Annotated in this window: 12 protein-coding genes; 5 read left to right on the forward strand and 7 right to left on the reverse strand. The window is 57.5% G+C overall.

Features of this window, described 5'->3' with window-relative positions; translation table 11 throughout:
- Window positions 1–275: 275 nt before the first annotated feature.
- Window positions 276–1,472 (reverse strand): substrate-binding domain-containing protein, encoded by a 1,197-nt coding sequence (locus tag MUO32_RS25595; RefSeq protein WP_257951203.1) that lies wholly within the window; start codon window positions 1,470–1,472, stop codon window positions 276–278.
- 154 nt (window positions 1,473–1,626) lie between these two features.
- Between MUO32_RS25595 and MUO32_RS25600 the strand changes: the two genes are divergently transcribed.
- Window positions 1,627–2,043 carry a MarR family winged helix-turn-helix transcriptional regulator gene (locus tag MUO32_RS25600; RefSeq protein WP_257951204.1) on the forward strand — a complete coding sequence of 139 codons (417 nt, stop codon included), beginning with the start codon at window positions 1,627–1,629 and terminating at the stop codon, window positions 2,041–2,043.
- Between the two features lie 63 nt (window positions 2,044–2,106).
- On the opposite strand, the gene rfbA is transcribed toward MUO32_RS25600, so the two are convergent.
- Genes rfbA through rfbC form a run of 4 tightly spaced genes read right to left on the reverse strand, consistent with a single transcriptional unit; the run spans window position 2,107 to window position 5,598 of the window.
- Window positions 2,107–3,030 carry a glucose-1-phosphate thymidylyltransferase RfbA gene (gene rfbA, locus MUO32_RS25605; protein WP_257951205.1) on the reverse strand — a complete coding sequence of 308 codons (924 nt, stop codon included), beginning with the start codon at window positions 3,028–3,030 and terminating at the stop codon, window positions 2,107–2,109.
- A complete protein-coding gene (rfbD, locus tag MUO32_RS25610; RefSeq protein WP_257951267.1) occupies window positions 3,027–3,950 on the reverse strand; it encodes a dTDP-4-dehydrorhamnose reductase in 924 nt (307 codons plus the stop codon). Before rfbD ends, rfbA begins: the two co-directional genes overlap by 4 nt.
- 5 nt (window positions 3,951–3,955) lie before the next feature.
- The gene (gene rfbB, locus MUO32_RS25615; protein WP_257951206.1) at window positions 3,956–5,014 is read right to left on the reverse strand and encodes a dTDP-glucose 4,6-dehydratase; all 1,059 of its coding nucleotides are present in this window, start codon (window positions 5,012–5,014) and stop codon (window positions 3,956–3,958) included.
- Between the two features lie 2 nt (window positions 5,015–5,016).
- Window positions 5,017–5,598 (reverse strand): dTDP-4-dehydrorhamnose 3,5-epimerase, encoded by a 582-nt coding sequence (gene rfbC, locus MUO32_RS25620; RefSeq protein ID WP_257951207.1) that lies wholly within the window; start codon window positions 5,596–5,598, stop codon window positions 5,017–5,019.
- Between the two features lie 884 nt (window positions 5,599–6,482).
- On the opposite strand from rfbC, the gene MUO32_RS25625 reads away from it, so the two are divergent.
- A complete protein-coding gene (locus MUO32_RS25625) occupies window positions 6,483–7,241 on the forward strand; it encodes a response regulator transcription factor (protein WP_257951208.1) in 759 nt (252 codons plus the stop codon).
- Window positions 7,242–7,678: 437 nt separating this feature from the next.
- Here the strand turns inward: MUO32_RS25625 and MUO32_RS25630 are convergent, their stop codons facing one another.
- Window positions 7,679–8,347: a sugar transferase gene (locus MUO32_RS25630; RefSeq protein ID WP_257951209.1), complete on the reverse strand. Its 669-nt coding sequence runs from the start codon at window positions 8,345–8,347 to the stop codon at window positions 7,679–7,681.
- Window positions 8,348–8,535: 188 nt separating this feature from the next.
- Window positions 8,536–9,456 (reverse strand): glycosyltransferase family 2 protein, encoded by a 921-nt coding sequence (locus MUO32_RS25635; RefSeq protein WP_257951210.1) that lies wholly within the window; start codon window positions 9,454–9,456, stop codon window positions 8,536–8,538.
- A 455-nt stretch (window positions 9,457–9,911) separates the two neighbouring features.
- Here MUO32_RS25635 and MUO32_RS25640 point away from each other — a divergent pair, with 455 nt between their 5' ends.
- The 3 genes from MUO32_RS25640 to wecB are packed head-to-tail and all read left to right on the forward strand — an operon-like array spanning window position 9,912 to window position 13,544.
- Entirely contained in the window at window positions 9,912–11,435 is a 1,524-nt protein-coding gene (locus tag MUO32_RS25640) for a Wzz/FepE/Etk N-terminal domain-containing protein (protein ID WP_257951211.1), read from the forward strand.
- Between the two features lie 14 nt (window positions 11,436–11,449).
- Window positions 11,450–12,235, forward strand: a complete 786-nt coding sequence (locus MUO32_RS25645) for a CpsD/CapB family tyrosine-protein kinase (RefSeq protein ID WP_257951212.1) — start codon at window positions 11,450–11,452, stop codon at window positions 12,233–12,235.
- Between the two features lie 58 nt (window positions 12,236–12,293).
- Window positions 12,294–13,544 (forward strand): non-hydrolyzing UDP-N-acetylglucosamine 2-epimerase, encoded by a 1,251-nt coding sequence (wecB, locus tag MUO32_RS25650; RefSeq protein WP_257951213.1) that lies wholly within the window; start codon window positions 12,294–12,296, stop codon window positions 13,542–13,544.

The following is a 13,544-nucleotide window of genomic DNA, read 5'->3' on the forward strand; positions in this document are numbered from 1 at the left end:
CACGACTCCGCTCCGGCAAACTGTCGTCTGCAGGCTCGGCCCAAGTCGCTGGAAGCGGGCTGAGGAGTTCGTGCGGCTGGATATATTTATATATTCAATATTTTCTTTTTCAAGTATTTTGTGGGGCGTTTGTTTTCGGCCTCCGATTTTTCAATCGGAGCCACAAAAATTATTATAAAACAAATAGATGTTTGACTTTCAGGGGGAGCTCTTTGCGGGAAGCGGCCGGGAGGCACCGGTTTTCTCCGCCGCCGCTCAGCGTTGTGAAATGCCGATCAGGCGTTATCGAAGCTGCGTAGAACTTCGAACTCCGTGCCTTCGGCGCGCGCGAGATAGGTCGGTCCGGAGGCAAGGCCGTTTCGAACTGTCGTCACACCTCGGGGGCTTTCAAAGCTGAGACCTTCGAACGCTCGGGACAGGGCATCGATTTCAAGCGACTGTGCGCGCGTCGCCAGCGCGCCGAAGAAGCGCAGGCCTTCATAGCAGGCTTCGCTCAACACGCCCTGCACGGGCGCCGTGACGCCGAAGGCATCCCGGTAGCGCTTGAGAAACGTGCGGTTCTCGGGCGTCTGCAGGGCGCTGAAATAGCCGGCGGCGCAAAACAGGTTTTCGGTGTTGTCTGCACCGATCGCCATCAGTGTATTTTCCTCAATGGCGCCCGATAGACGCAAGATATGGCGGGAGAGGCCGCGTTCGGCGAACATGCGGTTGAACGGCACGCATTCCGAGCCGACGAGCGAGAGGAAAACAATATCGGGATTGGCCGCCTCGATCATATCGACAAGATGAGTTGTATCATGACCGAGGCCGACATATTCCTCACCGACGATGTTGCCGCCGCGCCTTATGACGAAGTCGCGCACCCAGTGGTGCGAAGCGCGCGGCCAGACGTAGTCATTTCCAACGAGAAACCAACGCCCTGCTCCCTTGTTGTCCATGAAATGGCTGACAGGGCCGGAAAATTGCCGTTCCGGTACTTCGCCGATGCTGAAAGTCTTCTCGCCTTGCGTGCCGCCTTCGAAGAGCGGAGCAAAGACATAGGGCACGCGATCAGCCAAGGCACGGGCGAGCTCGACCCGGACGGAGGAGAGATGGACGCCGACCAGAGCATTTGCACCTTGGCGCTCGACAAGATCGCGGGCTCGCTCGACGACGGCCTGCGGACTGCCCCCGGCATCGGCCGCCAGAAGCTCGATCTGCCGGCCAAGGATGCCGCCTTTTTCGTTCAATTCGGCAGCAGCAAGGACGGCGCTGTATTGGCACGACGGCCCCCAGATTGCATCGGCGCCCTGAAAGGGGACGAGCAGTCCGATGCGAAGAGGCTCGCGTTTACGTGGCGCGGATAGATTGGAGTGGCCGGTGCGCTGCAAAAACAGCGACTGGCGCAAGCACGCCTTAGTCCTGCGCGAAGAGGATGGATTGCGCATCCAGATGCTGCCACCATCGCCGGCCAGAGCAAAATCGAGCGTCACGGCATTCTCCCTTTTCGTTCTACGCTCCACCCTGGACGACACGCTCCGCAACGGCGGATTGTGAATTTTCTGTTTTCGTTGGTCCCAGCCTATGCGGCGAGACAGAAGCACTATATATATAGTTTCCGATTAAACAATTGCTCATTGAAGAATCATGGCCGAACGCTCGCTTAACGACCACCTTTCACACCTGCTCGCCCAGGCAAACCGGCATCTTAGCCGTCAGCTGACCGCTGAGGGGGTGTCGTTGGACCAATGGCGGCTGATGAAGGTTCTCTCGGAGGCGGGTGGGCTGCCGATGGGAAAACTTGCGGAGGAACTGGCGCTCAACCTGCCGACACTGACGAAGCTGGTTGATCGCATGGTGCAGGATGCACTGGTTTACAGAGTTCCGGATCCCGCCGATCGCCGCAAGGTGCGGATGTTCCTATCCGACAAGGGAGCCGCGATGCTTGCAAGTCAAAACAAACGGGTCGAGGAGCATGAGGCAAAGGTGGAAGGCAGCTACGGCAACGAGGATGCCCAGCGACTGAAGACGATGCTCGAAAGCTTTATCAAGCAGATCGTGTGAGCTGCCGGCGTCTAAATCAGCAGCCATGTTCATGTAAGATATATTCGCCGCAAGCTCATTTCTTCAATATAAAACCATATCAGCACCACTGACGACGTCCATCTGAGATCGGGGCGATGCCTCCTGTCTAAGCAGCCGTCTCAGATAGTTGCCATAGTCGCTCTTGCCGTATCGCTCGGCCTGTTTCTCGAATTCTGCACATGAAATGAAGCCTTGGCCGAGCGCGACTTCCTCAGGGCACGCGATCTTGAAGCCCTGGCGCTTTTCCAGCGTGCGCACGAAGTCCCCGGCTTCGAGGAGACTCTCCGGCGTGCCGGTGTCGAGCCAGGCATAGCCACGCCCCATGATCGATACTCGAAGCTTGCCACGCTTGAGATAGTGTCGGTTGATATCAGTGATCTCGTATTCGCCGCGGCCTGAAGGCTTCAGGTTGGCCGCGATCTCGACCACGCTGGGATCGTAAAAATAGAGACCGGCGACGGCCCAGTTGGATTTTGGTGCCTTTGGTTTTTCTTCTATGGAGACCGCATTCATGTCCTTGTCGAAATCGACAACGCCATAGCGCTCCGGATCGACGACATGATACGCAAAAACGGTGCCGCCCGAGATATTGGCACGAGCATCCGCCAGGAGCTTGGGAAGCCCGTGCCCGAAGAAGATGTTGTCGCCGAGGATAAGGCAGCAATTTGCATTGTCGATGAAATCCGCACCGATCACGAAGGCCTGCGCAAGGCCGTCCGGTCTGACCTGGATGGCGTAGGAAAGCTCCAGGCCCCATTGCGAACCGTCACCCAGCAGTTTCTGGAAGTGCGGCATGTCATGCGGTGTCGAAATGATCAGGATTTCGCGAATGCCCGCCAGCATCAAGGTCGTCAGCGGGTAATAGATCATTGGCTTGTCATAGATCGGCAGGATCTGCTTGCTGATCGCCATGGTCATCGGATGCAGTCGGGTGCCGTTGCCTCCGGCCAGAATGATACCCCTCATTGCCGTCCCCCCGAGTGAGCGCTTCGAGCTTGCGCGTGATTGCATCCGAGTAGTGTTTCGATCACCTTACGGGTCGAAGTCCGCCAGTCTGGAAGCGCGATACCGTAGATACGCGCGAGCTTCTCACCTGAAAGTCTGGAATTCGCGGGCCGCTTGACGGGCGAGGGATATTGGTCGGAGGTGATGGGCACGACCTCCACAGGACTGCGCCCAAAGGACTCCGCTGTGCTGAAAATCTCTCGAGCGAACTCCGCCCAACTGGCTTCGCCGGCGCCTGCCAGATGAAAAATGCCGCGATACCTGCGGTCGCGATCCCCAACCATCCGTCGTGCGACCGTGATTAATGTACGCGCAATATCCTCAGCCGATGTCGGACAGCCCAGCTGGTCGGCGACGACGACAAGCTTGTCGTGCGTTTCTCCCAGCTTGAGCATCGTCTTCAGAAAATTGTTGGCGTAGGGCGAATAGACCCAGGCGGTGCGGAGGATTGCAAGGTCGCTGACGGTTGCCTCCGCGCGGCGTTCCCCCTCTATCTTTGATGCGCCATAGACACAAATCGGCCCTACCCGATCGGTCTCGACATAGGGTGTCGGCTTCCGGCCGTCGAACACGTAGTCCGTGGAGAGATGGAGCAGGGGGACGCCCAGCCGTGCGGCCGCCTCGGCCACGGCGCCAGCGCCGATTCCATTAACGGCGAAGGCGAGGTCCCGTTCCGTTTCGGCCTTGTCGACCATCGTGTAGGCGGCGGCCGAGATGATGGCATCCGGACGAGCGGTTGCGAGCGCGGGCATGATGCTGCCTGGTGTTACGAGATCAAGTTCCGGCCGGCCGATAGGGATGATCTCGACATTCATCTGCGGGCCGAGGGCCGCGAGGGACCGCGCAATCTGACCTTCCCTGCCGGTAACGACGATCCTCATGGCGATCACGCCCGCCTTTCCAGCATGCCGAGACGTTCGCCGGCATAGACGGTTTCACGCAACGGGCGCCACCACCACTCATTGTCGAGAAACCAGGCGACGGTCTTTTCGATGCCGCTGTCGAATTTCTCCCGGGCTTTCCAGCCAAGCTCGTTTTCGAGCCGCGTCGCGTCGATGGCATAGCGGGCGTCGTGGCCGGGCCGGTCATCGACATAGGTGATCAGCCGTTCATGCGGGCTACCTTTCGGCCGCATCGCGTCCATGACCTGGCAGATGCGCCTGACCACATCGATATTGCGGCGCTCGTTGCGGCCGCCGACATTGTATTTCTCGCCCGGCCGACCCCGTTCGGCAATGAGGTGGAGCGCGCGAGCATGGTCCTCGACATAGAGCCAGTCCCTGATATTCGCGCCCTTGCCATAAACCGGCAGCGGCCTTTGTTCGAGCGCGTTGAGGATTGTGAGGGGGATGAGTTTTTCCGGAAAATGATAAGGACCGTAGTTGTTCGAGCAGTTCGATACAATGACCGGAAGCCCGTAGGTCCGCTGCCAGGCGATGGCCAGATGGTCGCTTGCCGCTTTCGACGCGGAGTAGGGCGAGGAAGGATCGTAAGGCGTATCTTCATGGAAAAGGCCTTGGTCGCCAAGGGATCCATAGACCTCGTCAGTCGAGACATGCACGAAGCGGAAAGCCGTCCTCGCAAAAGCGGGTAGGCTGTTCCAGTAGGCGCGCGCGGCCTCGAGCAGCGTGAAGGTGCCCACGATATTGGATTCGATGAAATTGCCGGCCGCGTTGATCGAGCGATCGACATGGCTTTCGGCGGCAAGATGCATCACGCGATCGGGGCGGAAGCTATCGAATGCCTCGGCAATGATCCGTTTTGCGCAGATATCCGCCTTGAGGAAACGGTAATTTGGTTGGTTTTCGACATCTTTTAGGGAGGCGAGATTACCAGCATAGGTGATTTTATCGACGTTGAGGACCTCGACACCTGCCTCTCGCACGAGGTGACGGATGAGGGCTGAACCGATGAACCCGGCACCTCCGGTGACAAGAACACGCATCGTCAAGTCCTCTCCATATGCGGGGAAAATACAAAGGATGTCAGGAGTTTCGCCAACGGCGGCTGCGTCCTGTCTTTCTGGGAAAGGACGACGTTTCCTTCCTCAACCGGCCACGCGATGTTGATCTCGGGGTCGTTCCAGAGCAGGCCACGGTCGTGTTGTGCGCTATAGGGGGCCGTGACTTTGTATTGCACGATCGTAGCCGGATCGAGCGTCAAGAAGCCGTGCGCAAATCCGGCGGGGATCCAGAGCTGCACGCCGTTCCCACCCGTGAGTTCGGCGCCCGCCCATTGGCCGAAGGTCGGCGACCCCTTGCGGATATCGACCGCGACGTCAAAAATGGCGCCTCTGATGCAATGGACGAGTTTGCCCTGAGTGAAGGGGGCGGTTTGGAAGTGCAAACCGCGGAGGGTTCCTTTTTCGACGGAGAGCGACTGGTTGTCCTGCACGAAGGCAACGTCCGCGACATGTTCCCGGAACCAGGCGTCCCTGAATATCTCCGAGAAATAACCCCTGTCGTCACCGTGCCGGGTCGGCACGATCTTCACGATGTCTGCTATGGCAAGCCGCTCGAGTTGTGTCATAGGCCCTCCGCGTTGTTTCTATCACCGGAAGGGGCTGCAACTCATTCGCGACTAATGTTCATGGTTTTACGGAAATTGTTCAATGCAACGCACTGGACCAAGTCCAAAAGGCGTAGCTCCAAGCGTTTTTGCTGCGTTCGTACACGCTGAACCGCAGAAAGTGTACTTCCGGTTCTAGGCCGTTGGAGGCTGTAGATGGAACGAGTGGCAAATCCGCGCGGAGTCTACGAGTTGGCTGATCGATCATCTGCCGGTGAGATCGCAATCTGTCACTTTCGTTCCGGAATTTGTCCGCTCTGGGCCGGATCGTAGCGCGCCCGTAGGAAAACTCGCGCATTCGTCAAAACAAAGCGCAAATTCCTATTGTTTTGGGTCTGTTTGGAACGAAAAAATATTCGTAATACTTTTTACCAATATAGCGCTTGTTTGGCGGTAAATTTTAATTTCCTAAAATTCCAAGATGTGCGGATAAATTTGAATTATTCTTTCGTTCCGTAAGAATTTCAAAAGAAATTCTCTCGTGTATTTTTGAAATTCTCTTCTTTTTGAGAAACAATGAAATAAATGACAGGTATTTTTATGAAGGAGCAGTGGGTATTTCATGCGCATTCACTCGGGTAATTAATCAAAATTATCTAAGGTGATTGGCTATTATCCGTTGCAAATCAGCATAGCGCGAAAGTCGTACAAAAGAGCTATACAGGTTGTGATGTTTACGATATATTAGCCATGTATTATTGGTCATAGGCTTTAAGAAAAATGAATTATCTAGATGCCGAGCTCGTTTGGGGAAGCTTGGCTCATGCACCGGTGAGGTGGAATTTTCGCTGAATTCAGAAAAACAAAATCGAAGGCTATGGGTCTTGACATGGAGTATTGTAATCATGACAGCGACGCACGTTTATATGAGTGGGAGAGATTTTCCGGGTTCCGGCTCTGCAGATTTCCTGGAAACGAATGGCCGGGAAATACAGATTGCACTGCCGGATCGGGAAAAGTCGATAATGGTGCTGGATCGCAGGTCTTTGGACGGGCAGTGCCTGGCAAAGTGCCTGAGAACACCTAAGAGTGGGTTGGAGTTTGTTGCAGTTACATCAGCGGAACATTGGAAGTCCGTAAGCGACGATTTTCCACCACTCGCTGCAATACTTCTAAACATTGGTGGAGACAACGCTGATAACCCGGTTGTGGCTGAAAGTGTGAGAAGCCTCGCCGAGGAATTCCGGGTGCAAGTGATCCTTCTCGCGGATTCCGCCGACCTTCTGCAGATCATGAAGGCGCTCGAATACGGTGCAAAGAGTTACATTCCATCTTCCGTGACAATCGATGTTTGTCTGGAGGCCATCGCTTTGTCGTTGGCCGGCGGCGTTTACCTGCCCGCAAGCAGCGTTCTCGCCGCGCGTCAAATGCTGGCGGCAGAAGCACCACCGGTGCGGCTGCTCGACAGCATGTTCACTGCCAGGCAAATCGAAGTGGTGAACGCCTTGCGTCGCGGCAAGGCCAATAAGATCATTGCCTATGAACTCGATCTTCGTGAGAGCACCGTCAAGGTGCATATAAGAAACATTATGAAGAAGATGAACGCGACCAATCGCACCGAGGTCGCTTACAAGCTCAACGAGCTGTTCCCGCTTGAGGCTTGAAATGCTGATGAACCGGAAATGGGTCGTTCCGGTTCACCGCAGTCCGCCTAATTGGGGGAAATTCTATCTTGATGCTTGGTGCTGGCGGCGCTCACACCCAAACACCCAGCCGCAGATCGGCTTGGGTGGCGTCTGCCGCGTCCGCGCGATCCTGCCCTGCAAGCCAAGCCCGGCAGGCCATGAGAGCCTTCGAGGCCGATCGCGACAACGCGTGTGTAATGATTGCTGCGTGCGCGTTCGCGGCCATCTGCCAAGGCTTCTGGAAAAGCGGCGAGATCAGCATGCCGGGGCGATGCGATAGGCCCGCCATGCGCATTCATCATGACCGCCGGTCTGGCCGGCGTATCACGCAACCGCTGGCTTTTCTGCAGGGCGAGATTAGAGATGCCGCTCAGACTGACAGAGCCCTATGCAGCGATGCCTTTGCGGCAAGCAATTTAAACGCCCGTGCCTCTCATGACGACGATGGGGGTTTTCGAGAGAATCCAGATGTCAGTGAAAAGAGACATTCTGTGAAAATACTCCGTATCGATGACCGCCCGTTCCGCAAAAGTCGCTTCGTTTCGCTTGCCGATTTGCCAGAGGCCGGTGAGGCCTGGACGTAGCTGATAATAAGTCGTTCCGTCATAGAGCTGGCGCTGCTCAGGCAATATCGGCCGCGGGCCGACAAGGCTCATATCCCCAAGCAGGACATTCAGCAATTGGGGCAGCTCGTCCAGCGAATATTTACGCAGGTAGCGCCCTATAGCCGTGACCCTAGGATCATCCCTCAATTTCTGGCTTTGGTTCCATGCGAGCCGGGCCTGCGGATGTGCGGCCAGGTAGGTTTCAAGCTTGCTTTCCGCCTGCGGCACCATGGTCCGCAACTTCCACAACATGAATGTCCTGCCGCCCAAGCCAATACGCGGCTGGCGATAGAATGCACTGCTTCCATCTAGACGGACAAGCAGGGCCATAATGGCTATTGCCAGCAATGCGGCTGGTGCGACCATCAGGACGACCGACAGATCAAATGCCCTCTTTATGACGTGGTATATGCGGTATTTATTCCGCCCTCTGGATAACCCAGGTTCTCTGCCCGGGTTATAGATAAGTATGTCTGCCAATTGCGCCTCCCGCGTTTTATCGCGCGGCTTTTTACAGTCGCGTTTGCATTTGTAATTTATAATATTGTTGATTTTTATTTTAGTTATTTGGTTGTTAATCTTTATATACTGCTTAATTTAGTTTTATATAGATAATTTTAACTATGTTTTTTCATCTATATTTATAGATGAGGTGGTGCTGAATAGGCTCAGACGCCTTCCCTGTTCCAGTTTTCGACAAGGGAGGCCGCGCGGTGTCGGCGAGCGACGTCGAGCATGCGCTTGGCACGGTAAAGCCGGACCCGCGTGAGACAGGCGAGGGTAAACAGGCGATTCCGCGCGCCCGAAATCCTGTTACTCGTCAAAACACGAAAGGCTTCGAATACGGGGGAGCCCGCCATAGCGCAGCAAGCAGCGAACCACGCCAACCCGGCAGACTGGCCGCGTTTCCAGTCATCAAACTGGTGCGCCACATGGCGGTCCCACCGGCGCGCGAGCTCGACGAACGATTTACAAGACGGCGTAAGAACCTTCGCTTCGGGCAAAAAAACGGTCTTGAAACCCAGTGCCGTGGCTCGTTGTCCCCACGCCGTGTCCTCCATCGTGCCAATCCCGCCGAAGGGGCCTACATGCCGAAAGACCGAAGCCCGGACGGCCATGTTGCCGGTCGCAGCATATCCGTGCCGCTCGACGTAAAGTTGCGCGCGATAGCTATAGACGCACTCATAGGCCTCGATCGCGGTCGGCCGGGCGGGATTAGCCATCAAAATCCCGATATCTCCGCCGACTACATCGACGTCCGGGCGGCTGTTCATCGTGTCAACGATCGTCTGGGCCCAGCCCGGCTCGACGACGCAATCAGCATCGACGAAAGCCAGAAGATCGGACTTCGCCAGCATCGCGCCCAGATTGCGGGCGGGCCCTGGCCCAGGCGTCGCCTCCCGCTCCAGAAGCACATCGGGAATGTCGGCACATGCCGCAGACGGAAGTAACACGGACCCGTTGTCCACGACGATGATCTGAAGCCTCAGATGCGGGGCAGTTTGTGAGTCGAGCGCAAGGAGGCAGCGTCGAAGGTTGCCCTCCGGCTCGTTGAGGTGCGGAATTATCACTGTGAGTTGCGGCTGCATCTCGGTCCCAATTCCTCAGGCGACGGGCATGCCGGCCCTTCGCACTACTCTTCCATGCGTTGCAGCATGCCGCCGCGTACCGGTGAGGAAAAGACATGCAAGGGTCTGAGTTCCGGACGGGCGGATAGACGATGCTTAGCGGAAAGGGGGTAAGGCGCGGCATGGGCATATGTTCGGCGCCCCCCGATTTGACGCCACCCGCGCATGCGGTGTCGATTTTCATTTTGCGGGTTTAACGCTGTGCCGCCTTCGCGCATCCGAAAGTGCATGCCACCGGCGCTGTCCACCCTCTTCGGAGGGAGGGCGTGAGCTTTCCCTTCGCTGCATCGCCCGCCGAAATCATAACGGGGGGTAACGAGCGGCAAGGATGCAACGCCGAACGGTCATCTATCCCGCAAACAGCGGCCACTCGAAGATGCCTTAAACCCCGGTCGCGTCAGGATAGGTTGTCTTCAATGCATAACCTGGATTTCGGCTTCTATTTATCGATCGCCAGGCGCAGACTGCCTCTGGTGCTGCTGGTCACCCTTGTCGCTCTCCTCGCGGCGGTTCTGGTCACGAAATTCAGAAAGCCGGTTTATACGGCATCGGCCAAGCTGCTTGTCGAAGCACCGCAGATCCCGGCAGAACTTGCGAGATCCACGGTGCCGATGGGCGCAACCGCCCAGCTCCTCATCCTGCAGCAGGAGATAACAACCCACGATGCGCTCGTCGCTCTTGCCTCCAGCCTCGACATCTATGCCGCAAGCCCGGAAACGCCGCCTGACGAAGACATCGTGGCTGACATGCGCTCGCGTATCGGCTTCAGACAATTGCAGCTGGACGCTCAGGATCCGGCTCAGCGCGTAGCGATCTATGCCGTCTCTTTCGACGCTGGAACTCCCGCTCTCGCAGCGAAAGTCACCAACGAACTCGTGGCACTGGTTCTCTCGAAAAACCAACGGGAAAGAACAAGTCGCGCGAGCAACACGCTGGAATTTTTTGACCAGAAGGCAGTGGCGCTCAACGATACGCTCAAGCAGCTCGAAGCCGATATCCTTCAGTTTAAAAAAGACAACAGGGAATCTCTTCCCGAGAGCATCGATTTCTATCGAAGCGAACTGCTTAGCCAGCACGACCGGCTGGCGTCGCTGGAGCGAGAGGCATCGGAACTACGAAGCAAGCGAGGAGCCCTCGTTGCCGCTTACACCAATACCGACCAACTGCCGGGTATCGAGCAGCGACTGACGCCTGATCAACAACTCCTTGTCGACTTGAACAAAGCGCTTTCCGAGCAACTCACCGTCTTCAGTGACGACAGTCCCAACATCGCCGCCATACGCACCCGTATAGCCGAACTCGAAAAGCGCATCCTGGCCGTACGTAGCCCGGTCGTGACCGACGGAAAGGCTCAGAACGTTCGAAGCGCGCCATTCGGGCTAGACCTGCAACTTTCGGAAATCGACCAGAGGCTGGAGGCGATAGCCAGCGAAAAAGCGACCAGCGACAAGCGCATTGCCGCGCTTCGCCAATCGATCGCGCGGGCGCCGATCAGCGAGGCGGGTCTGACTGCGCTTCAGCGAAATCGCGACAACGTCCAGAAACAATATAATGCCGCAGTCGTGCAGAGGGCCGAGGCTTCGACTGGCGAACAGCTCGAGATACGCTCGGACGGCGAACGTTTCTCCCTCCTCGAGGCCGCGGTCATACCCACGAAAGCCGCCGGGCCGGGGCGACGCCTGATCGTCGCCGGTGGCGCTCTTGCCGGACTTGGGCTCGGGCTTGGGCTCGTCGTGCTCCTCGAACTGCTCAACAGAACTGTTCGCAGGCCGCGGGACATCACCAATCTTCTCGAGGTCGAGCCGCTGGCCACCATTCCGGTGATCGGCATGTCCAATCCTCGGAAACGATGGAAGCGGTTGTTTTCCTCTCCCGCGCAAAGCACCAGCGCATGGGGGGAGAACTGGCGCAGGACCTACCTCGCGATACGGAGGGCTTAGCAATGAGCATAGATATGCGATCCGCCTTCCATCGTGAGGCCTTCAAAATCCACAATGCTGATCGGGTTGTGGCGCAAGCGCCTGACGCACTTTCGAGTCTTTCGAAGGACAGTTCCTGGCTTTCCCTCAGAGAATTCCGGCTTTCGTCACAGACGCGCGCCAACCGGGGAATCGTCGCAGGAAACAAATCCGACCCGGCCTGTGTGGCGTTTGACCTGCTCCGGACGAAAGTCATGCAGACATTGAAGCAGAACGGATGGCGATCCGTGGCGATTACCTCCCCGATGCCTCGCTGCGGCAAATCCCTCGTCGCTGTGAACCTGGCGCTTAGCCTTGCCGAACTGGAGGGTACACGAACGGTTCTTCTGGACATGGATCTCAGAAATCCCGGCCTAGCAAGGCTGCTGGAGATGGACGCGTCGCCATCCATGGAGTTTTTCTTGAGAGGCGAATGCGACGTTGCCGATGTCCTGCGCCTGTGTGGCAGGAACCTCGCAGTGGGCGCAAATCTTTGGTCGGCGCGGCTCGCATCGGAAATCCTGCAGGGGGAGGCCGCGGCAACGGCGCTCAAGGCGATGGTTCAGGACCTGCGTGCCGATGTGGTGCTCTATGACATGACGTCGATGCTCACCCACGATGACGTGCTGGCCTTCTTGCCCAATGTGGATTGCGCCATCCTCGTCGCGGCCGCCGAGCAGAGCACATTTGCAGAGATCGACGCTTGCGAAAGGATGCTGGCCGAAAGAACCAACGTCCTCGGCGTCGTGCTCAACAGATGCCGCCACGGCGCGGTCTGCTGACGATGACATAGGCCTCACGCTCGTGAATTGTGATCAACATCGGTGACGAGGAAATGGCATGCTCAAGATCCTGGTTGTGTATGGTACTCGCCCCGAAGCGGTGAAAATGGCTCCGCTCATCGATGCGCTGAGACACTCGCGTTATTGTCGACCGGTGGTGGCTGTGACCGGCCAGCATCGTGAAATGCTCGATCAGGTCAACCATCTGTTCGGAATCGTCCCGGATTTCGACCTCAACATCATTACGCAGTCGCAGACGCTCGAGACCATCACGTCCCGCGTTCTGGCGGGCGTCTCGGCGGTGATCGAGCGGGAGAATCCCGATGCCCTGGTGGTGCAGGGTGACACCACCACGTGCTTTGCCGCAGGGTTGGCCGCCTTCTATCGCAAGATACCCCTCGTCCATCTGGAAGCCGGCCTGCGAACCGGCAATCGTGACAATCCGTTTCCGGAGGAGCTCAATCGGCGCCTGACGGGCCAGCTCGCGATGCTGCATCTGGCGCCAACATCAACCGCCAAGGCCAATCTGCTGAAGGACGGCATTGCCGAGAGTGATATCGTCGTCACCGGCAATACGGTCATCGATGCCCTGCTTCACGTGTCGGGGCGAAACAGCGTCTCGGACAACCCGGAATTGGACGGCATTTTCGATAGGCCGACCGTGCTGATCACGGCCCACCGCCGGGAATCATGGGGCGAGCCTATGGCGCAAACTGCGCGTGCCATCGCCCGGCTGGCGCAGACCTTCCCGAATATGAACTTCCTTCTGCCGGCTCATCTCAACCCGGCCGTAAGGGACGTCTTGTTGCCGCCGCTCGCCGGGCTGGAAAATGTCAGGATTACGAGGCCGCTCGACTATCGGGATTTTGTGAGTGCGATGCGGGACTGCATACTGGTCCTGACGGACAGTGGCGGCGTGCAGGAGGAGGCACCCACATTCGGCAAGCCTGTGCTGGTGTTGCGCGAGACCACCGAGCGGCCTGAAGCGGTGACCGCAGGGACGGCGCGATTGATCGGCACGAACGAGGATGCCATCGTGGGTGCAGTCACGGAATTGCTCCGCGATAGCGACGCTTATCGCCGGATGGCCCGTGCCGTGAATCCCTATGGGGACGGGCTGGCCGCTCAGCGTTCAACCGAGGCGATTGAGCATTTCTTTGGCCTTTGTGATCGTCCGGCCGAGTTCACCGGCCTCGCACCGGTGGCTCCACTGCCGATTGTTCTGGACGGCTTGCCCGCATCGCCGAGCGGCCATCAGGATGCTCTTGCCCGCAATGGCAGTGCTCTCAACGAGGCATTGGCGGGTTGA

This window comes from Shinella sp. CPCC 101442 (assembly GCF_024704725.1).
GTDB lineage: Bacteria > Pseudomonadota > Alphaproteobacteria > Rhizobiales > Rhizobiaceae > Shinella.